This window comes from Streptomyces sp. NPDC054932, from assembly GCF_053610205.1.
The window spans coordinates 1-18,388 of the sequence record NZ_JBSGXU010000071.1; the positions used below are offsets into that span (position 1 = coordinate 1).

Sequence of the window (18,388 nt, forward strand, 5' to 3'; positions counted from 1 at the left end):
CACCCGCGGGGGGGGGGGGGGGGGGGGGGGGGGGGGGGCGCGGGGGGCGGCCGCCGCGTGCGCGGTCCCACCCCCCCCCGCGCCCCCCGGGGCCCCCCCCCGGGCGGCCGACGCGTTGTCAGTGGGCCCCGGTAGGTTCTGGAGCAGTTGCACGAAGCAGTTGCACGAACTTGTACCGGAGGTTGTCGCCGTGACCCAGATGCTGCCCGAGTCCTGGCTCCCCGTCCTCGGCGGAGAGCTGGACCAGCCCTACTTCAAAGAGCTCACCGAGTTCGTCGAGAAGGAACGGGCGAACGGGCCGGTCTACCCGCCCCGCGAGCAGGTGTTCGCGGCCCTGGAGGCCACGCCCTTCGACCGCGTGAAGGTGCTCGTCCTCGGCCAGGACCCCTACCACGGCGCCGGTCAGGGCCACGGCCTGTGCTTCTCCGTGCAGCCCGGGGTCAAGACCCCGCCCTCGCTGCGCAACATCTACAAGGAGATGAAGGAGGAGCTCGACCTGCCGATCCCGGACAACGGATACCTGATGCCGTGGGCCCAGCAGGGCGTCCTGCTGCTCAACGCGGTGCTGACGGTCCGGGAGGCCGAGCCCAATTCGCACAAGGGCAAGGGCTGGGAGAAGTTCACCGACGCCGTGATCCGCGCGGTGTCCGAGCGGCCCGACCCGGCCGTCTTCGTCCTGTGGGGCGCCTACGCCCAGAAGAAGCTCCCGCTGATCGACGAGGAGCGGCACGTGGTCGTCAAGGGCGCCCACCCCTCCCCGCTGTCGGCCAAGAAGTTCTTCGGCTCCCGGCCCTTCACGCAGATCAACGAGGCCATCGCCGCCCAGGGCCATGAGCCGATCGACTGGCGGATCCCGGACCTCGGCTGACGTCCCACCGCGCCTCGGCCCCATTGCGGGTGCCTCCGGCTAGCTTCTTGATGATCAGACCGGAGCAGGTCTGGCAGAGCAAGCCGGAGGCCGCCGTGACGGAGCAGCAGGAGGCGTCGGAGGACGCCGTCATGACCAGGATCGGCCAGGCGGTCATCCTGCTGCACGCCGGGGACCGGGAGGAGGCCCGCAACCGGCTCGGGGAGATCTGGTCCGAGATCGGCGAGGAGGGGGACTCCCTCCACCGGTGCACCCTGGCGCACTACATGGCCGACGCCCAGGACGATCCGGCCGATGAACTGGCCTGGGACCTGAGGGCCCTGACCGCGGCCGCCCACGTGCCCGATGACGGCCCCGAGACGGGGACCGGGCCGCCCCGGGAGGGGAGGGCCGCGCAGCGGGAGCCGCATCCGGCGATGCGCGCGTTCTACCCGTCCCTGCACCTCAGCCTGGCCGCCGACTACGTGAAACTGCAGCGTCCGGAGGCGGCGCGGGTCCACCTGGCGCGGGCCCGCGCGGCCACCGGGGCACTGTCCGACGACGGGTACGGCAACGGCGTGCGGGCGGCCATCGCACGGCTGGAGCAGCGCCTGGCCACGGAACCGGGGGCCGGATCCGGGCCCCGGCCCTTCCCCGGGCAGTCACCGCAGGAGCCGTAGGAGAGCGCAGGACCGGCCGACCCGACCGGCCGGTCGCGGGCGGTCAGTCGGCGTGGACGCCCGCGCAGATACGGGCCTCCGGACTGTCGGGATGCCAGCGGCCGTGCCGGTGGCCCAGAGCGCACACGTCGGCCGGCCGTACCGGCAGCTTCCGGATCAGTTCACGCTCCACCTCGGCGTCGGGCCGGGAGCGCTGCGGACGGCCGCCCGGCCGCCCGGAGCCGGGCTCGGCGGCCCGCCGCGGCTCCGGGATCTCCGGAACCGGCGGCGCCTCCTGCACGGACCCGCCCGAGCCGCCCGCTGCGGGGCGCTGTGCGGACCGCTGGGCGGGCGCGGGAGCCGTCGGGGCCGCGGGCCGCCCGGGGGCGGTCTCCACCGCCTCCAGCGCCTCCAGGGCGGGCGCCCGGACGACCACGGGGGCGGTCCCGGGTCCCCCGCGCGGCTCGTGCCGGGGCGGTACCCCGGCGGCGGGGGCCGCCGCCGGCTGCAAGGGTCCGGGGCTCACATTCACACAGCCGGAGACCGCCGAGACGGCACAGGCGACTCCGAGCAGCAGCGTTGTCGTGGTTCGGGTTGGATGCACTCGCGCAACTCTGCTGTGCGAGGACCCCGTTGCGAAAACCCGGAGCCGATATTCACCCCGCACGGGTGACGGACCCACCCGCCAGGTCCTGTCCACCCGAACCGTGCCCGGCCTAGTCGCCGGTGGCGCCGTCTATCTGTTCGCGCAGCAGGTCCGCGTGGCCGTTGTGGCGCGCGTACTCCTCGATCATGTGGGTGTAGACCCAGCGCAGGCTGAACACCTCGCCGCGGTGGTGGCTCCCGGCCTGCGAGACCACGTCCAGCGAACGGCCCGCGGCGGCCTGGCGCGCGAGTTCCACCTCGGTCTGCCAGACCTGCTCGGCCTCGGCCCACGTGGCCCCCTCGGCGAAGTGGAAGTCGCCGTCCGGATCCTCGCTCGTGCAGTACAGCTCGGGGAGGTCCTCGCCCAGGATGATCTCCCGGAACCAGTACCGCTCCACCTCCGCCATGTGGCGTACCAGGCCCAGGAGACTGAGCTCGGAGGGCGCGAGCGGGGTGCGGCGCAGTTGTTCGTCCGCGAGCCCCTCGCACTTCCAGGCGAGGGTGGCACGGTGGTAGTCGAGCCATCCGTCCAGCATGTCCCGCTCGTCGGCGGTGGTGGCGGGTTCGTCGCGGTGTGATCCAGAACTGATGGTCATGGAGATCATCCTCGGCGAACCGGGCCCCCGCCACCAGGGATTAAGCTGCGGGAATCCCACGAGGAACGAACCTGGAGGCGCCCGGTGAAGGTCGGCTGCATCGGACTCGGCGACATCGCGCAGAAGGCGTACCTGCCCGTCCTCACCACCCGTCCGGGCATCGAGCTGCACCTGCAGACCCGAAACCCCGACGCGCTGGAGCGGGTCGGCGGGACCCACCACGTTCCGGCCGCGCGCCGGCACACCGATCTCGACGCGCTGCTCGCCGAGGGGCTCGACGCGGCCTTCGTGCACGCCGCGACCGTGGCCCACCCCGAGATCGTCACCCGGCTGCTGGAGGCCGGCGTGCCGACCTACGTGGACAAGCCGCTCGCCTACGAGATCGCCGCGTCGAGGCAGCTGGTGGAACGGGCCGAGAAGCTCGGGGTCTCACTGGCCGTCGGCTTCAACCGCCGCTACGCGCCCGCCTACGCGCAGTGCGCCGACCACGCCCGCGAGCTGATCGTCATGCAGAAGAACCGGGTCGGGCTGCCCGAGGACCCGCGCACGCTGGTGCTGGACGACTTCATCCACGTCGTCGACACCCTGCGGTTCCTGCTGCCCGGCGAGGCCGACCACGTCGACGTCCGGGCGGTGGTGCGCGAGGGGCTGATGCACCAGGTGGTGCTCCAGCTGTCCGGTGCCGGCTTCACCGCCCTCGGCATCATGAACCGGCTCTCGGGCTCCACCGAGGAGATCCTGGAGGTGTCCGGCCGCGACACCAAGCGGCAGGTCGTCAACCTTGCCGAGGTCATCGACCACAAGGGCCAGCCGACCGTGCGCCGTCGCGGGGACTGGGTCCCGGTCGCCCGCCAGCGGGGCATCGAACAGGTCGTCGACCACTTCCTGGAGGCCGTCGCGGCGGGCAGCACGCTCAGCGCCCGCGACGCGCTGCTCACCCACGAGCTGTGCGAGAAGGTGGTGAGCTCGGCTCTGGAGCAGGCCTCCTGAGCGCCCGGCTGCCCGCCACCGCGCAGTACACCGCCAGGGCGGCGAGGGCGGCCGCCACCGGCCAGTCCCCGAAGCGCACGTAGAGGGTCGTGCCCCGGGCGAGCGGGACCTCGTACACCGCCGCCGTGCTTGCCGAGGTGGGAAGGGCGCTGCCGACCCGCGCGCCGGACGGCCCGTGCACGACGCTGATGCCCGTGAGGGTGGCGTGCACCATCGGGCGGCCGTTCTCGGCCGCCCGCAGTGCGGCCAGGGAGGCGTGCTGGGCCGGGGCCCAGCTCTCCTGGAACGAGGAGGTCGCCGACTGGGCGATCAGCACGGAGGCCCCGTCGAGCGTGAGGCGCCGGCTCATGTCGGGAAAGGCCGACTCGAAGCAGACCAGGGGACCGAGGCGGACGCCCGTGCGCCCGTCCGCCCGCGCGGGCAGGTTCATGACCACCGGGGTGTCGCCGCGCACCCGGTCCTCTCCCGCGGCCCGGCCGACCGAGGTGGCCCAGCCGAACAGCGCGCGGGCCGGCACGTACTCCCCGAAGGGGACGAGGCGCATCTTGTCGTACCGGTCCCCGGTGGGTCCCCGAGGGCCCACGAGCACCGCGCTCTTGTGGATCCCGGGGAGGTCCGCCCGCCGCGCGTCCACGTTCACCAGCAGCGGAGCCCCGACCTCCGCCGACAGCGCGGCCAGTCGCCCGGCCAGGTCGGGGCGGGCCGTCAGGTCCGCACCGACGCTGCTCTCGCCCCACACCACCAGGTCGACCCGCTGCCCGGTGAGCGGCCGGGTCAGCCGCTCACCGATGTCGAACCGCCGCTCCACACTGTCCGGGCCGTCCGCCACCGGGCCCGGCTGGACGACGGCCACGCGCAGCCCGCCCGACACCTCGGGCCTCGGCGCCCACACCCACACCACCCCGGTCAGCACAGCGCAACCGGTCAGTCCCGCCACCGCCGGGATCCGCGCCCCGGGCACCGCGATCAGCAGCACCAGGGCGCAGTTCACCGCCACCACCAGCAGACTGACCAGCCAGACCCCGCCCACCGAGGCCAGCCGCAGCGCGGGCGCCACCTGCCACTGGCTCGCCCCCAGCAGGCCCCACGGCCCGCCCAGCCCCTGCCAGGAGCGGACCAGCTCCGACAGCAGCCACCCCGCCGGTACGAGGACGAGCGCGCAGGCGGCCCGGCCCGCCGCAGGGACCCCGCCGAGCAGTTCCCGCACCAGCAGCGCCCAGGGGATCCACAGCAGCCCGAGCAGCGCGGCCACCGGTATGAGGAACACGTGCAGGCTGGGCAGCAGCCAGTGGTGGACGGCCAGGATGAACCCGGCGCCGCCGAGCCAGCCCTCCAGGGCCGCGCGCCGCCCGGTGGGGGCCGACCGCAGCAGCAGCATCCAGGGCACGAGGGCGGCGTAGGCGAACCACCAGAGCGCGGGGGCGGGGAAGGCGAGGGCGGGCAGTGCCCCGGCGGCGACGGCGGCGGGCGCGCGCCATCGAGGGGACCACCACCCGCTGCGCATCGTGATCATGGCGCGCCTCCGCTTCCAGTGTGGCAGTGCCGGACCTGCAGGCCGAGCCGGGCGGGTCCGGTCGGGTGGGGCCCGGGCCGCTCCCGGAGCGCCCCGGAGGGCCCGGGCAGGGACGGCTCAGGCGGTCATGTGCCGCCACTTCTCGTGCACGGTGACGCCGGTGAGGCGCCAGCCGTCGCGGGTGCGGGCCAGCGTGAAGGCGTAGCGTCCGGCGGCGACGAAGTTGGGGGAGGTGACCGCGGCGTCGGAGTCCGGCCCCGCCAGCCGCATCGGGTTGAGGAAGTCCGCCCGTACCTCGGCGCTGTCGCCGGGCGAGCCGCCCAGGTCCTCGACCCGGATCAGCCGGTTGACGATCAGGTGCTGGCGCACCGGGAAGAGCGTCATGGTCTGCGCCAGCCAGTCCGCGACCTCCGCCGCCGGGCCCTCGATCCCGCCCGCCGAGCTGTAGTCGGCCCTCCCGGCGGCGGTGAACAGGGCCCGGTACGCGTCCCAGTCGCCGTCGTCGATGGCCACCGCGTAACCCGTGACCACTTCGTCGATCGCCAGCCGGTCCATTACCGTCGCGAGATCCACACGCTGAGTCATCGGGTCAGTGTGGGGCTGCGCGGGCCCGAGGCCAAGGGCCGTGCGCCCATCGGATCTTCCCGCGCGCCGTCAGTGACCGGAACGGGACTCCCGCTGCCGGACCACGACGAGGAACGTGTCACTGTCCAGGTCCATGACCACCTCGGCCGGCACGCCCTCGCGCATCCGCTGCGCCGCGTACTCCTCGGCGGGCCAGCTTCCCCGCGGACTTCCGGCGGGAAACCGCTCCAGCACCACTCGACCCATGGGACACCCCCTGCTGCTTGCCTTCCGCTCTCTCCAGGCACAACGACGCGCAGGCCGCCCGGGAACGTTCCCGAACGGCCTGCGGTTCACGCGAAGTGGTGGAACGGGGCGCCGCTAGGAGCCGGACTCGCCTGCGTGCGGGCTCAGCACGTCCGTGCCGATCAGCACGAACAGCAGGATGCCCAGGAGGATCCGGTAGATCACGAAGGGCATGAAGCTCTTGGTCGAGATGAACTTCATGAACCACGCGATCACGGCGTAGCCCACGAAGAAGGCGATGACCGTCGCGAAGATCGTCGGACCCCAGGAGATGTGGCCCGGGTTCTCCACCACGTCCTTGATCTCGAACGCTCCCGAGGCCAGTACGGCCGGGATCGCGAGGAGGAAGGAGTAGCGGGCCGCGGCCTCGCGGGTGAAGCCGAGCAGCAGACCGCCGGAGATGGTCGCGCCGGACCGGGAGACGCCGGGGATCAGGGCCATCGCCTGGCAGAGACCGAAGACCAGACCGTCCTTGACGCCCAGCTGCTGCAGCGTCTTGCGCTCGCGGATGGCGCGGTGCCGGCCGCCTTCCTCGTCACGAGCGGCCAGCCGGTCGGCGACGCCGAGCACGATGCCCATGAGGATCAGGGTGGTGGCCGTCAGCCGCAGGTCGCGAGCCGGGCCCACGATCGCGTCCTTGAAGACGAGGCCGAGGATGCCGATCGGGAGCGAGCCGACGATCACCAGCCAGCCCATCTTGGCGTCCTGTTCGGAGCGCAGGGCCTTCGTGTACAGGGAGCGGAACCATGTGGAGATGATCCGCGCGATGTCCTTGCGGAAGTAGATCAGCACGGCGGCCTCGGTGCCGATCTGGGTGATCGCGGTGAAGGCCGCTCCTGGGTCGTGCCAGCCGGCGAACGCCGCGGTCAGCCGCAGGTGGGCGCTGGAGGAGATCGGGAGGAACTCCGTAAGCCCCTGGACGAGACCGAGGATTAGGGATTCGAACCAGCTCATGTCGGGGTGCGCTCGTCCTTGTGATCGTCGGGCAGTTCGCGTCCGATGCTAGGGCCCGTGCGAAGCGCCACTGACCACTGGGGGGTGCTGGGGCGCCAGTTCGGTCGCCGAACCCCGGGTTCGAAGGGGTGCCAGGCGGTGCCGCTTGCGCCAGGCGACGACCCCGGCGCCCACCATGGACAGGGCGATGAAGCCGAACGAGACGAGGAACGCGGGCGATCCGGGGGACGAGGCACTGGCGCCCGCGATCACGTACGCCGTCGTGTTCGGGACGACGCCGATCGCCGTGGCGAGGAGGAAGGGGACCCAGCCGCAGCGGGAGACCGAGGCGCAGTAGTTGGCCACCACGAACGGCACGCCGGGGAAGAGCCGGACGGCGAGCATCGAGCGGAAGCCGTGCCGGCTGAGCTGGCCGTCGGCCGCCTGGAGCCAGCGCCCGCGCAGGAACGGCCGCAAAGCCTCCTGGCCCATGATCCGGCCCAGTCCGAAGGCGATACCGGCGCCGAGCACCGTGCCGCCGACCGCCGCGACGAGGCCGAACTGGGAGCCGAACACGGCTCCCGCGGCCAGATTCAGCAGGGGGCGCGGTACGAAGGCAGCCGCGCACACGCCGTACGCGGCTGCGAACAGCAGGACCGCCGTGCCCACCGGGAGCCCCGGGGGCCAGCCCTCCGAGAGGATGCGCTGGGGCTCGAACAGCAGCACGCACACGCCGGCCGCCAGGAGCAGCACGACGAGCAGCGACAGCCGGGTCCACGGCGCGAGGAGGAGGGACATCCCGGGAGACTAGCCGACGTATGCGGCGTCGCGCCGTAATCTGGGCCTCATGCTGTCGAACGACCGGCGACCCCCGCAGGTTCCCCGCAGCGCCCTCGCGGACACCCTGCTGGAGCGGCTGCCCGACGCGTACGGGGCGGCCGCCGATCCGGTACGGGCCGCGGCCATGGCCGCGTACATGAAGGACGTCGCGCCCTTCCTCGGCATCCCCACGCCGCTGCGCCGGGACCTGTCGAAGAGCGTGACCAAGGACACTCCGAAGCCGTCCGAGACGGACTGCGCGGCGCTCGCGCTGCGCTGCTGGCTGCTTCCGGAGCGCGAGTACCAGTACTTCGCGGTGGACTACCTGCGCCGCCACGTCTCCCGCTGCTCCTCCGGCTTCCTGCCGGTGGTCCGGCACCTGATCGTCACGGTCCCCTGGTGGGACACCGTCGACCTGCTGGCCGCGCACACGGTCGGACCGCTGGTGGCCGCCGACCCCGGGCTCGCGGCCGTGATGGACGAGTGGATCGAGGACGAGGACCTCTGGCTCGCCCGCACCGCACTCCTCCATCAGCTCCGCTTCAAGTCCGACACCGACGCGGGACGGCTCTTCGACTACTGCCGCCGCCGGGCCGGCCACCCGGACTTCTTCCTGCGCAAGGCCATCGGCTGGTCCCTGCGGGAGTACGCGAAGACGGACCCGGACGCCGTCCGCGCCTTCGTCGAGGCCGAACGGGGCTCCCTGGCCCCGCTCTCCGTGCGCGAGGCGCTCAAGAACCTCGACGCTTCCTAGGTCCCGTCCGCCGGCGGGTGGCCCCGGGGCGCCGGTGACCGATCAGACTCCGGGGTGCTGGTACGGCTGCTGCTGCGGCGGCCCGTATGCCTCGCTACCGGGAGCGCCCGCGGCGTGTGCCTGCAGCCCCTCGGCCCACTCCTTGGTCACCTCCTGCTCCATGCCGCAGTAGGTGCACTGCGTCGCGTACTTCGTCGAGAAGGGGAACAGCGGCACGAAGAACAGCGTGAACTTGGTGACGTGCTTCATGAGCGTGTGCGCGGCGGAGTAGCCGCAGCGACGGCACACCAGCGTCGCTATCGCGAGCTGGTACAGGTACACCTTGGTGCCGAAGATGATCATGAGTTCGGCCCTTCTGGGCTCGGTTCCTGGCGCCGGGCGGCAGACGCCGACGGAGATGCTCTCTCACATTTTCCCAGACGGCACCCGCGGCCGCTCGCCCGAAGTGTCGCCGGGCAGGCGGTAATTCATTCGACGCGTCCCGGGCCGTCCGGCAGGATCAGGGGCATGAACCGGTACGCCTTCCTCGCAGCGCCGTCCGCAGTCGCGGACGCGCCGAAGGCTGCCGCAATCGCAGGCGCACCTGCCTTCGCCGCATTCGACGGCGCACGAAGCTGACCCTTCCCGGATCGTCCGGCGGACCCCGCAGGGGGAGGGTCGGCTCGTCTCCGGGGTCCCGTTCCAGCTTCCAGACACGGGAATGAATCATGGCCAAGACGGCCTTCGTGCGCACCAAGCCGCACCTCAACATCGGCACCATGGGTCACGTCGACCACGGCAAGACCACCCTCACCGCCGCCATCACCAAAGTCCTCGCCGAGAGCGGCGGCGCCTCCTTCGTGCCGTTCGACCGCATCGACCGGGCGCCCGAGGAGTCCCGCCGCGGCATCACCATCAACCTCACGCACGTCGAGTACGAGACCGGCACCCGGCACTACGCCCACGTGGACATGCCCGGCCACGCCGACTACATCAAGAACATGGTCACCGGCGCCGCCCAGCTCGACGGGGCGATCCTCGTCGTCTCCGCGCTCGACGGGGTCATGCCACAAACCGCCGAGCACGTCCTCCTCGCCCGGCAGGTCGGCGTCGACCACATCGTGGTGGCGCTCAACAAGGCCGACGCCGGGGACCCCGAGCTGACCGACCTGGTCGAGCTGGAGGTCCGCGAGCTGCTCACCGCGCACGGGTACGGCGGTGACGCCGCGCCGGTCGTACGGGTCTCCGGACTCGGCGCGCTGGAGGGCGACCCGCGGTGGACACAGGCGATCCAGGCGCTGCTGGACGCGGTGGACACGTACGTGCCGACCCCGGTGCGCTACACGGACGCGCCGTTCCTGCTGCCGGTGGAGAACGTGCTGACCATCACCGGGCGCGGGACCGTCGTGACCGGCGCCGTCGAGCGGGGCACCGTCCGCCTCGGGGACCGCGTGGCGGTCCTCGGCGGCGACGGCGAGCCCGCCGAGACGGTCGTCACCGGGCTGGAGACCTTCGGCAAGCCGATGGAGTCCGCCGAGGCCGGGGACAACGTCGCGCTGCTGCTGCGCGGGGTGCCGCGCGACGGCGTGCGCCGCGGGCACGTGGTGGCCGCGCCCGGCAGCGTCACGCCACAGCGCCGCTTCACCGCACAGGTGTACGTGCTCTCCGGGCGCGAGGGCGGCCGTACGACCCCGGTCGCCAGCGGCTACCGGCCGCAGTTCTACATCCGCACCGCCGACGTGGTGGGGGACGTGGACCTGGGCGAGGCCGCTGTGGCCAGGCCCGGGGAGACGGTCACGATGACCGTCGAGCTCGGCCGGGACGTGCCGCTGGAGTCCGGGCTCGGCTTCGCGATCCGTGAGGGCGGGCGGACCGTCGGCGCGGGGACGGTGACGGCCGTACTGGGCTGACCCGACCGATCGGTACCCCACTGTGGTGACGGCAGGACGGCTCGGCCAGACTGCCGTCACCACAGGCATGAGCGAAGGGGCGGGCGGAGATGGGCGGCGACACGGCACTGGTGCTCGGCGGCGGGGGACTGACCGGAGTCGGCTGGGAATGCGGAATGCTCCACGGGCTCGCCCGTGCGGGCGTGGACCTCACCACCGCGGACCTGGTCGTCGGCACCTCCGCCGGCTCGGTGGTCGGCGCCCAGCTCACCTCCGGACTGCTCACCACGCAGGAGCTGTACGAGCGCCAGCTCGGCGACGCCTCGGGGGAGCCCGTGGCGAGGCTGGGGGCCGGCGTCATCGCCCGGTACGCGCTGGCGATGGCGCGCTCGCGCAGCGACGCCGCCGCCTACCGCAGGCGGGTGGGAGCCATGGCCCTGGCCGCGGACACCGGCCCGGAGGCGGAGCGCCGCAAGGTCCTGGCCGCCCGGCTGGTCTCCCACGAGTGGCCCGAGCGACGGCTGGTGGTCACGGCGGTGGACGCGCTCACCGGCGAGCTCGAGGCGTTCGAGCGGGGGAGCGGCGGCGGGCTGCTCGACGCGGTCTCGGCGAGCTGCGCGGTGCCGGGGGTCTGGCCGCCGGTGACGGTCGGCGGCCGCCGCTTCATCGACGGCGGGATCCGCTCCGCCACCAATGCCGACCTGGCCGCCGGCTACGACCGTGTGGTGATCCTCGCCCCGATCTCGCTCGGCTCGGCGCTGGTCCCCTCGCCGTCGGTGCAGGCCGACCGGCTGCGGGAGACGGGGTCGCGGGTACTGCTGATCACCCCGTCACCGGCCGCCCGCAAGGCCTTCGGGCGCAACGTGCTGGATCCGGCGCGGCGGGACCCGGCGGCGCGGGCGGGCCTGGCACAGGCCGAACAGCACGCGCGGGAGGCGGCGGAGCTCTGGTCGGGCAGGGCCGCCTGAGCCTCTGGCCGGGCTCCTGCCCGGTGCCTTCCCGGTGCTTGTCCGGTGCCTGGCCGAAGCCCGCCGGACCCTGGCCGAACGCCTGCCGGACAATGGAGCGGTGAGCGACGAACAGATCCCGGTCGTCCGGGACGTGGGCCAGGGCACCGCCAAGCTGATGCCGGACGTGGACCGGGACCGGGCCTGGCTGCTGACCGTCGAGGGGGCCCCGCAGTCGTATGTGGACCTGGACGATCCGCAGCACCTGGAATTCGAGTACGTACGCCGCCTCGCGCACGTCCTGGACTGCGCCGCCGAGCCGGGGCGTGCGCTGGACCTCCTGCACCTCGGCGGCGGTGCGCTCACCCTGCCGCGCTACGCCGCGGCGACCCGGGCCGGATCCCGGCAGACGGTCGTCGAGTTCGACGCGGGCCTGGTCGAGCTGGTGGCCGAGCACCTGCCGCTGCCCGAGGGGTCCGGGGTCACGGTGCACACCGCCGACGCCCGGGCCTGGCTGGAGGCGGCGCCCGCGGGGAGCGCGGACGTGGTGGTGGCCGATGTGTTCGGCGGCTCGCGGGTGCCCGCGCAGCTGACGTCGGTGGAGTACGCGCGGGCGGCCGGGCGGGTGCTGCGGCCCGGCGGGCTGTACGCGGCGAACCTGGCCGACGGGGCGCCCTTCGACTTCCTGCGGGCGCAGGTGGCGAACTTCGCGGAGGTGTTCGGCGAGCTGGCGCTGATCGCCGAGCCCGCGGTGCTGCGCGGGAGGCGGTTCGGCAACGCCGTGCTGCTGGCCTCCGACGCCCGGCTGGAGGTGGGGGCGCTGGCCCGCAGGTGCGCGGCCGACGCGTTCCCCGCCCGGGTGGAGTACGGGGACGGCCTGGCCCGGTTCCGGAAGGGGGCGCGGCCCGTGGCCGACGCGGCCGCGGCCCCTTCACCCGCGCCGCCGGAGGGGGCGTTCAGCCTGGGGTGAGGGGCCGGTACCGGCAGTGCGTCACGGGCCGGCCGGGCCGACCGGATTGGCCGGGACCGGGTCGGTCGCAGTCGGAGCCGGGGTCGGGCCGACGGGAGCCGGGCCTGCCGGGCCGACCGTGGCGGAGCCTGCCGGGGCGATGGTCTTGCCGTGCGTCCTGCGGGTCATCCGGCGGACGTCCGGGACCAGCAGGACCAGGGCGGTGGGCAGCACCACGAGGGCCGCGCAGCCCCACAGGGACTGGGTGCGCCCGAAGGCCGATTCGGCCGGTCCGGCCAGCGCGGTGGCCAGCGGGAGCATCGAGACCGACCCGAACCAGTCGTAGGCGGTGACCCGGGAGAACTTCTCCTCCGGGATCTCCTGGTGCATCGCGGTCATCCAGTTCACGCCGAAGACCTCGATGGCGGTGCCGCTGACGAACATCACCACGCACAGCCCCCACACGGGCAGCGGCACGGCCAGCCCTGCCGAGGGCAGGGCCAGCGGGAACACGCACAGGGTGCCGACCAGCAGCAGGCGGCGCGGTTTCCACGCGATCATCAGGACGGCCCCGGCGATGGTGCCGACCCCGAAGAAGGCCAGCGCCAGCCCCCAGGGCGCGGAGCCGCCCAGTTGGTCACGGGCGACCAGCGGCCCGTAGACCGCGTCGGCGGCGCCGACGACGGCGACGACGACGGAGAACTGGAGCACGATGCTCCACAGCCAGGGGCGGGTCCTGACCTCCACCCAGCCCTCGCGCAGATCGGAGAGCAGGCCGCCGCCGGGGGCCCGGTCGGGGACGTGGCTGACGTCGAGGAAGGCACGCAGGGCGCCGGCGACCGCGAAGGCCGCCGCGTCGGCGGCCAGGACCCAGCCCGGGCCGATCGCGGCGATCATCGCTCCGCCGAGGGCCGCGCCGCCGATGCCGGCGCCGTTCATCGCCATGCGGAAGAGGGCGAAGGCACGGTTGGCGTGTTCGCCGGAGACCGTGGAGAGCAGCATGCCCTCGGCCGCGGGGTTGAAGAAGGCCGTTCCGGTGCCGCACAGGGCGGTCAGCAGCATCATCTGCCACAGCTGGGGTTCGCCGGTGAGCACCAGGAGGGCGAAGGCGGCCTGCGAAAGGCAGTTCAGGGCGTTGGCCGCGACCATCACGCGGTGGCGGGGCACCCGGTCGGCGACCGCGCCGCCGATGAGCAGGAAGAGTACGAGCGGCAGCGTGCGGGCCGCCGCGACCAGGCCGACGTCGCCGCCGGATCCGCCGGCCTCCATGACCGCGAAGGCGGCCGCGATGAGCGCTCCGTGGCTCCCGAGGTTCGTGACGATCGCCGCACCCGTGAGGAGGCTGTAGTTGCGGCCGGCCCAGGCGGGGCGGCGACGGTTCGCGGGCGTACGGGGTGCTTCGGCGGGAGGAGAGCTCACCCCCGGACTATCCCCGCCCCGGGCCGAGAATCCAAACGGATTGCCGGCCCGGGGTGCGGGACGCGGGGATCACGGCGTCACGGCGTCACGCAGTGTTGAGCCGGACGGAGCTGAGGACCTTGTCGTATACGTCGGCCCCGACCTCTTCCTTCACGCCCGCCGCGCTGATCAGTGCGAAGCTGGCGAAGTCACCGACGGCGTTCTTGAAGGCGAAGCCGATCGCCTTGCCGTCGGTGGTGCACTTGTGTTCCTTCTTGATGCCCGGGGCGGTCGCGATGACCATGTGGCCCTTGATCCCCGAGGCGGTCGTGTACTCCTTGGGGTCGGTCACCTTGACCGTTCCCTTCGGCATCTTCTGGGCGAAGCCGGCGTAGGCCCAGGCGAAGGTGTTGTCGGACGCCGCCTGCGCGGTGTCCTTGGCGCCCTGGGCACCCTTGATGCCGGCGTCGGCGACCGAGAACTTCTCGACCCTGCCGTCCTGGTCCTTGTCGATCGTGCACCACTCCTCCTTGAGGGTGGCGGTGCCGGTCATCGTGATGAGGGGCTTGCCGTCGTTCTTGACCTCGTCGTCGTAGAACAGCGACACCCCGGAGTCGTTGACGTTCCACTCGGGGGGCACGTCGTAGCTGACGCCGTACTTGGTGTTGACGACGACCTTCCAGCCCGGGATGACGGGCTGGGCGGCGCCGCCGGCCCGCGGGTTCCCGCTGCTGCCGGCCGGGGCGGGTGCCTCGGAGGGCGGCGCCGAGGAGCTGGCCGCCGGCGGCTTGTCGTTGGCCTCGGTGTTCTTGTCGTCCCGGGTCAGGACGAAGGCGCCGGTGCCGGCGGCCGCCACGACGACCGCGGCCGCCGCGACGATGGCCACGGTCTTGGTCGAGTAGGGGCTCCCGCCGGAGGGCTGGGGCTGCTGAGGCATCTGGGGCTGACCCCACGGCTGGCCGGGGACGCCCTGGGCCTGCTGGTACCCCGGCTGCTGGGGGTATCCGTAGCCGGGCTGCTGCTGGTACGGGTTCGGCTGCCCCGGCTGTCCCGGCTGCTGCTGGTACGGGTTCTGTTGCGCGTCCTGAGGGTTCTGTTCTCCCCCGGGCGGCTGCTGCTGTCCTGGCCACATGGCCGGTAACGATAGTGGCCGTGGCAGCAGGGAGCCACGGCCGCCCCCTCGGGAGCTCTGGTCAATGGCTACTACTCGCGGGTAACATCGCGTTTCATGAGCGCAGATCAGATGAACGTGGGCGAACTGCTCGCCGCGACCGTGCCGATGGCCCGGACCCTGAACCTCCAGTTCCTGGAGACCACCCCCGAGCGCGCGGTCGTCCGGCTTCCGGACCAGCCCGACTACCACAACCACGTCGGCGGCCCGCACGCCGGCGCCATGTTCACCCTCGCCGAGTCCGCGAGCGGCGCGATCGTCCTGGCCGCCTTCGGCGACCAGCTCTCGCGCGCCGTGCCGCTCGCCGTGAAGGCCGAGATCGGCTACAAGAAGCTCGCCAAGGGCGTCGTGACCGCCACCGCCACCCTCGGCCGCCCGGCCGCGGAGGTCGTCGCCGAACTCGACGCGGGCGGCCGCCCCGAGTTCCCGGTCACCATCGCCATCCAGCGCGAGGACGAGGCCGTCACGGGCGAGATGACCGTGGTGTGGACCCTGCGTCCCAACGCGTAGCGACAGGCGTACGACAACCGCTGCGGCCACGGGCCGGCACCCCTTAGAGTCCGTCGCACGACGACGGAGGGAACGCCCGTGGCCAAGGTCAACATCAGCCTCGACGCCGAGCTCGTGGTGGAGGTGATGGTGCTCGCCGGGGTCGGTTCACCGCAGGACGCGGTGGAGGCCGTCGTACGGGACTACATCGCGCGCGGGCACCGCACCGAGGCGCGGGTGCAGCGACAGGACGAGACCCGGCGGGGCGCCGACGCCGCGCCGCCGCTGCCGGAGGGCTGAACCTGGGCGCCGCGGTGGCGCGTCCCGGCGGACCCGGCGGGCGCGCGGAGCACAGTGGGCGCGGGAGCGGTCCGGCGCGGGCCGCTCCCGCCGACCCACGCCGCAGGGAGCGCCCATGAGCGAGGCCGTGTCCAGACGTTCCGCGATGCGGCTGTTCGCAGCGGCGGCGGGCGCGGCGGGCACGGCCCTCGGAACGGGTTCCTGCGCACCCGGGGTGCCGCCGGGGGCGGGAGCCCGCAAGGCGCCGCCCCCCGCACCGGCCGTCGCCGAGGCCAAGGGCGCCGCCCGGATCGACGCCCTCCTGGAGCGGCTCACCCTCGACGAGAAGACCGCCCTGCTGCACGGAGCGCGGGACCCCGCCTCCCTGGGCCAGGCCGGCTACGTGCCCGGCGTGCCCCGCCTGGGCATCCCGGCGCTGCGCCTCGCCGACGGGCCCGCCGGGGTACGGGTCGCGAGGCCCGCCACCGCGCTGCCCGCGCCGGTCCTGCTCGCCTCCGCCTTCGACCCGGCGCTGGCCCGCGAGTACGGCCGGGTCATCGGACGCGAGGGCCGGGCGCTCGGCCAGGACGTCCTGCTGTCGCCCATGGTCAACCTGATCCGCACCCCGTACGCGGGCCGGAACTTCGAGACCTTCGCCGAGGACCCGGGCCTCACCGCCGACCTGGTGGGCGAGATGATCCGCGGCATCCAGGACGAGGGCCTCATCGCCACCGTCAAGCACTTCGCCCTCAACAACCAGGAACACGGCCGCGACACCGTCGACGTGATCGCCGCCGAGCAGACCCTCCACGAGACCGAGCTACGGGGCTTCGAGGCCGCCGTGGCGGCCGGCGCGGGCGCCGTCATGGGCGCGTACAACAAGGTCAACGGCGCCTACGCCTGCGAGAGCAAGCCGCTGCTCGACGACCTGCTGCGCGGCAGCTGGGGGTTCGACGGCTGGGTGATGTCCGACTGGGACGCCACCCACAGCACCGTCGCCGCCATCGGCGCCGGCCTCGACATGGAGATGCCCGGCGGCACCCACTTCGGCGGGCCGCTGCGCGAGGCGGTGCGCGGCGGCTCCGTACCGGAGGGCGCCGTCGACGTCGCCGTCCACCGGATCCTGACCACCATGGACCGCTTCGGGCTGCTCGAGGTGCGGCCGGCCGCCCGGCCGCCGCGCGATGCCGCCGCCGGGGCCCGGATCGCCCGCAAGGTCGCCACCGCCGGGGCGGTGCTGCTGCGCAACGAACGCGGCACCCTGCCCCTGACCGGTGCCGCCGCCCGCTCGATCGCGGTGATCGGGCCGACCGGACAGGTGCCCTTCGTCAGCGGCGGCGGCAGCGCGCACGTGGTCCCGGACCGGGCGGCCGCCCCGCTCACCGCCATCCGGCAGCGCGCCGGGAACGGCGCGACCGTGCGCCACGCCCTCGGCGAGGACCTCTACGGGCGGCCGCTCCCGGCGAAACTGCTGACCCCGGCCGCCGACCTGGACGGGCGGGGCGTGGACCCCGGGCGCGTCTGGAGCCACGAGGGGGAGTTCCGCCTCGCCACCGACGACGAGTGGACCCTGCTCGTCCACTACACCGGGAAGCGGCCGGTCGTGCGCCTCGACGGGGAGGAACTGTTCCCCGTCCGGCAGGGCGTGGCCGAGTACTTCGCCGGAGGGCTGCTCGGCTCCGCACCCGACGGGATGAGCGTTCGCCGCCGCACCCTCGCCCTCAAGGCGGGCACCCACCGGCTCTCCGTGACCGCCGAGGGAGGGGACAAGGGCCAGCGATTCCGGCTCCGGCACACCACCGGCGCGATCCGCGCCGCCGACCTCGCCGAGGCCGTGAGGACCGCGAAGTCCGCCCGCAGCGTGGTCCTGTTCGCCTACGAGGACGCCACCGAGGGCAGGGACCGGACCTCCCTGGCACTGCCGGGCGGGCAGGAGCGGCTGATCGAGGCGGTGACGGCCGCCAACCCCCGTACGACCGTCGTGCTCAACACCTCCTCCAGCACGACCATGCCGTGGCTCCCGCGTACCGGAGCGGTCCTGCAGATGTACTACCCGGGCCAGGAAGGGGCGGGAGCCACCGCCGACCTCCTCTTCGGGGACGTGGACCCCGGGGGCCGCCTCACCCAGACCTTCCCGGCCGACGAGCAGGCCACCCCGGTCGGCGGCGACCCGCTGCGCTACCCGGGGGTGGGCGGCCGGCAGGAGTACTCCGAGGGCATCCACGTCGGCCACCGCTGGTACGACGCGCAGCGGGTGACCCCGCTGTTCCCCTTCGGGCACGGACTCTCCTACACCACCTGGCAGTACGACAGGCTCACCGTCCGGCCGGAGCGCGGCGGGCTCCGCGTGGAGTTCACCGTCCGCAACACCGGTCGCCGCAAGGGCACCGAGGTGGCACAGGTGTACGTCGGCCCGTCCGCCGACCTGGAGCTCGACCAGCCGGTGCGCGCACTGGCCGGCTACCGGCGGATCGTCCTGGCGCCCGGCGAGGCGCAGCGGGTGACCGTCGACATCGCCGCGCGGGCGCTGTCGTCATGGGACCCGGAGCAGCACGCCTGGGTACTGGGCTCCGGCCGCCGTGAGGTCTTCGTGGGCCGTTCGTCGCGCGAACTGCCACTGAGGTCCAAGGCGGTCGTGGTGAGCCGATAGGCTGCCCGTTC

General features: G+C 73.4%; 20 protein-coding genes. 10 read left to right on the forward strand and 10 right to left on the reverse strand.

Features of this window, described 5'->3' with window-relative positions; translation table 11 throughout:
* Positions 1–199 precede the first annotated feature (199 nt).
* On the forward strand, positions 200–868 hold the full coding sequence (locus ACWGE1_RS20245) for a uracil-DNA glycosylase (protein ID WP_453421897.1): 669 nt from the start codon (positions 200–202) through the stop codon (positions 866–868).
* A gap of 95 nt (positions 869–963) precedes the next feature.
* The gene (locus ACWGE1_RS20250) at positions 964–1,527 is read left to right on the forward strand and encodes a hypothetical protein (RefSeq protein WP_453421898.1); all 564 of its coding nucleotides are present in this window, start codon (positions 964–966) and stop codon (positions 1,525–1,527) included.
* Between the two features lie 43 nt (positions 1,528–1,570).
* On the opposite strand, the gene ACWGE1_RS20255 is transcribed toward ACWGE1_RS20250, so the two are convergent.
* Positions 1,571–2,110 carry a hypothetical protein gene (locus ACWGE1_RS20255; protein ID WP_453421866.1) on the reverse strand — a complete coding sequence of 180 codons (540 nt, stop codon included), beginning with the start codon at positions 2,108–2,110 and terminating at the stop codon, positions 1,571–1,573.
* A 112-nt stretch (positions 2,111–2,222) separates the two neighbouring features.
* A complete protein-coding gene (locus ACWGE1_RS20260) occupies positions 2,223–2,747 on the reverse strand; it encodes a DinB family protein (protein WP_453421867.1) in 525 nt (174 codons plus the stop codon).
* Between the two features lie 84 nt (positions 2,748–2,831).
* Between ACWGE1_RS20260 and ACWGE1_RS20265 the strand changes: the two genes are divergently transcribed.
* Entirely contained in the window at positions 2,832–3,737 is a 906-nt protein-coding gene (locus ACWGE1_RS20265; protein WP_453421868.1) for a Gfo/Idh/MocA family protein, read from the forward strand.
* On the opposite strand, the gene lnt is transcribed toward ACWGE1_RS20265, so the two are convergent.
* The 5 genes from lnt to ACWGE1_RS20290 form a co-directional block, all read right to left on the reverse strand.
* Entirely contained in the window at positions 3,682–5,250 is a 1,569-nt protein-coding gene (gene lnt, locus ACWGE1_RS20270) for an apolipoprotein N-acyltransferase (RefSeq protein WP_453421869.1), read from the reverse strand. The two genes, ACWGE1_RS20265 and lnt, sit on opposite strands and share 56 nt — an antisense overlap.
* A 117-nt stretch (positions 5,251–5,367) precedes the next feature.
* Positions 5,368–5,835, reverse strand: coding sequence for a nuclear transport factor 2 family protein (locus tag ACWGE1_RS20275; RefSeq protein ID WP_453421870.1), 468 nt, complete (start codon positions 5,833–5,835; stop codon positions 5,368–5,370).
* Between the two features lie 69 nt (positions 5,836–5,904).
* Positions 5,905–6,081, reverse strand: coding sequence for a hypothetical protein (locus tag ACWGE1_RS20280; protein ID WP_453421871.1), 177 nt, complete (start codon positions 6,079–6,081; stop codon positions 5,905–5,907).
* A 114-nt stretch (positions 6,082–6,195) separates the two neighbouring features.
* The gene (locus ACWGE1_RS20285) at positions 6,196–7,074 is read right to left on the reverse strand and encodes an undecaprenyl-diphosphate phosphatase (protein WP_030388147.1); all 879 of its coding nucleotides are present in this window, start codon (positions 7,072–7,074) and stop codon (positions 6,196–6,198) included.
* Positions 7,075–7,122: 48 nt separating this feature from the next.
* Positions 7,123–7,851, reverse strand: a complete 729-nt coding sequence (locus ACWGE1_RS20290; RefSeq protein ID WP_453421872.1) for a TVP38/TMEM64 family protein — start codon at positions 7,849–7,851, stop codon at positions 7,123–7,125.
* A gap of 49 nt (positions 7,852–7,900) precedes the next feature.
* On the opposite strand from ACWGE1_RS20290, the gene ACWGE1_RS20295 reads away from it, so the two are divergent.
* Positions 7,901–8,626 (forward strand): DNA alkylation repair protein, encoded by a 726-nt coding sequence (locus ACWGE1_RS20295; protein WP_453421873.1) that lies wholly within the window; start codon positions 7,901–7,903, stop codon positions 8,624–8,626.
* 42 nt (positions 8,627–8,668) lie between these two features.
* On the opposite strand, the gene ACWGE1_RS20300 is transcribed toward ACWGE1_RS20295, so the two are convergent.
* Positions 8,669–8,968, reverse strand: coding sequence for a zinc-ribbon domain-containing protein (locus ACWGE1_RS20300; protein ID WP_453421874.1), 300 nt, complete (start codon positions 8,966–8,968; stop codon positions 8,669–8,671).
* Positions 8,969–9,333: 365 nt separating this feature from the next.
* On the opposite strand from ACWGE1_RS20300, the gene tuf reads away from it, so the two are divergent.
* From tuf to ACWGE1_RS20315, 3 genes are all read left to right on the forward strand, one after another.
* Entirely contained in the window at positions 9,334–10,515 is a 1,182-nt protein-coding gene (gene tuf / locus ACWGE1_RS20305; protein WP_453421875.1) for an elongation factor Tu, read from the forward strand.
* Positions 10,516–10,604: 89 nt separating this feature from the next.
* Positions 10,605–11,462, forward strand: a complete 858-nt coding sequence (locus ACWGE1_RS20310) for a patatin-like phospholipase family protein (protein ID WP_453421876.1) — start codon at positions 10,605–10,607, stop codon at positions 11,460–11,462.
* Positions 11,463–11,619: 157 nt separating this feature from the next.
* A complete protein-coding gene (locus tag ACWGE1_RS20315; protein WP_453421899.1) occupies positions 11,620–12,411 on the forward strand; it encodes a spermidine synthase in 792 nt (263 codons plus the stop codon).
* Positions 12,412–12,432: 21 nt separating this feature from the next.
* Here the strand turns inward: ACWGE1_RS20315 and ACWGE1_RS20320 are convergent, their stop codons facing one another.
* Both ACWGE1_RS20320 and ACWGE1_RS20325 read right to left on the reverse strand, forming a co-directional pair.
* The gene (locus ACWGE1_RS20320; protein WP_453421877.1) at positions 12,433–13,809 is read right to left on the reverse strand and encodes an MFS transporter; all 1,377 of its coding nucleotides are present in this window, start codon (positions 13,807–13,809) and stop codon (positions 12,433–12,435) included.
* A gap of 85 nt (positions 13,810–13,894) precedes the next feature.
* Positions 13,895–14,920 (reverse strand): hypothetical protein, encoded by a 1,026-nt coding sequence (locus tag ACWGE1_RS20325; protein WP_453421878.1) that lies wholly within the window; start codon positions 14,918–14,920, stop codon positions 13,895–13,897.
* A gap of 96 nt (positions 14,921–15,016) precedes the next feature.
* Between ACWGE1_RS20325 and ACWGE1_RS20330 the strand changes: the two genes are divergently transcribed.
* The 3 genes from ACWGE1_RS20330 to ACWGE1_RS20340 all read left to right on the forward strand — a co-directional run bounded on the left by ACWGE1_RS20330 (position 15,017) and on the right by ACWGE1_RS20340 (position 18,377).
* Positions 15,017–15,469, forward strand: coding sequence for a DUF4442 domain-containing protein (locus tag ACWGE1_RS20330; protein WP_189973593.1), 453 nt, complete (start codon positions 15,017–15,019; stop codon positions 15,467–15,469).
* Between the two features lie 78 nt (positions 15,470–15,547).
* On the forward strand, positions 15,548–15,748 hold the full coding sequence (locus ACWGE1_RS20335) for a type II toxin-antitoxin system VapB family antitoxin (RefSeq protein ID WP_453421879.1): 201 nt from the start codon (positions 15,548–15,550) through the stop codon (positions 15,746–15,748).
* Between the two features lie 115 nt (positions 15,749–15,863).
* Positions 15,864–18,377, forward strand: a complete 2,514-nt coding sequence (locus ACWGE1_RS20340) for a beta-glucosidase (protein WP_453421880.1) — start codon at positions 15,864–15,866, stop codon at positions 18,375–18,377.
* Positions 18,378–18,388 lie beyond the last annotated feature (11 nt).

Coding starts and splice junctions, on each gene's coding strand:
- ACWGE1_RS20300 (WP_453421874.1), bottom strand. CDS start 8,968: ATGATCATCTTCGGCACCAAGGTGTACCTGTACCAGCTCGCGATAGCG.
- ACWGE1_RS20310 (WP_453421876.1), top strand. CDS start 10,605: ATGGGCGGCGACACGGCACTGGTGCTCGGCGGCGGGGGACTGACCGGA.
- lnt (WP_453421869.1), bottom strand. CDS start 5,250: ATGATCACGATGCGCAGCGGGTGGTGGTCCCCTCGATGGCGCGCGCCC.
- ACWGE1_RS20280 (WP_453421871.1), bottom strand. CDS start 6,081: ATGGGTCGAGTGGTGCTGGAGCGGTTTCCCGCCGGAAGTCCGCGGGGA.
- ACWGE1_RS20290 (WP_453421872.1), bottom strand. CDS start 7,851: ATGTCCCTCCTCCTCGCGCCGTGGACCCGGCTGTCGCTGCTCGTCGTG.
- ACWGE1_RS20260 (WP_453421867.1), bottom strand. CDS start 2,747: ATGACCATCAGTTCTGGATCACACCGCGACGAACCCGCCACCACCGCC.
- ACWGE1_RS20285 (WP_030388147.1), bottom strand. CDS start 7,074: ATGAGCTGGTTCGAATCCCTAATCCTCGGTCTCGTCCAGGGGCTTACG.
- ACWGE1_RS20245 (WP_453421897.1), top strand. CDS start 200: ATGCTGCCCGAGTCCTGGCTCCCCGTCCTCGGCGGAGAGCTGGACCAG.
- ACWGE1_RS20340 (WP_453421880.1), top strand. CDS start 15,864: ATGAGCGAGGCCGTGTCCAGACGTTCCGCGATGCGGCTGTTCGCAGCG.
- ACWGE1_RS20315 (WP_453421899.1), top strand. CDS start 11,620: ATGCCGGACGTGGACCGGGACCGGGCCTGGCTGCTGACCGTCGAGGGG.
- ACWGE1_RS20275 (WP_453421870.1), bottom strand. CDS start 5,835: ATGACTCAGCGTGTGGATCTCGCGACGGTAATGGACCGGCTGGCGATC.
- ACWGE1_RS20330 (WP_189973593.1), top strand. CDS start 15,017: ATGAGCGCAGATCAGATGAACGTGGGCGAACTGCTCGCCGCGACCGTG.
- ACWGE1_RS20325 (WP_453421878.1), bottom strand. CDS start 14,920: ATGTGGCCAGGACAGCAGCAGCCGCCCGGGGGAGAACAGAACCCTCAG.
- ACWGE1_RS20295 (WP_453421873.1), top strand. CDS start 7,901: ATGCTGTCGAACGACCGGCGACCCCCGCAGGTTCCCCGCAGCGCCCTC.
- tuf (WP_453421875.1), top strand. CDS start 9,334: ATGGCCAAGACGGCCTTCGTGCGCACCAAGCCGCACCTCAACATCGGC.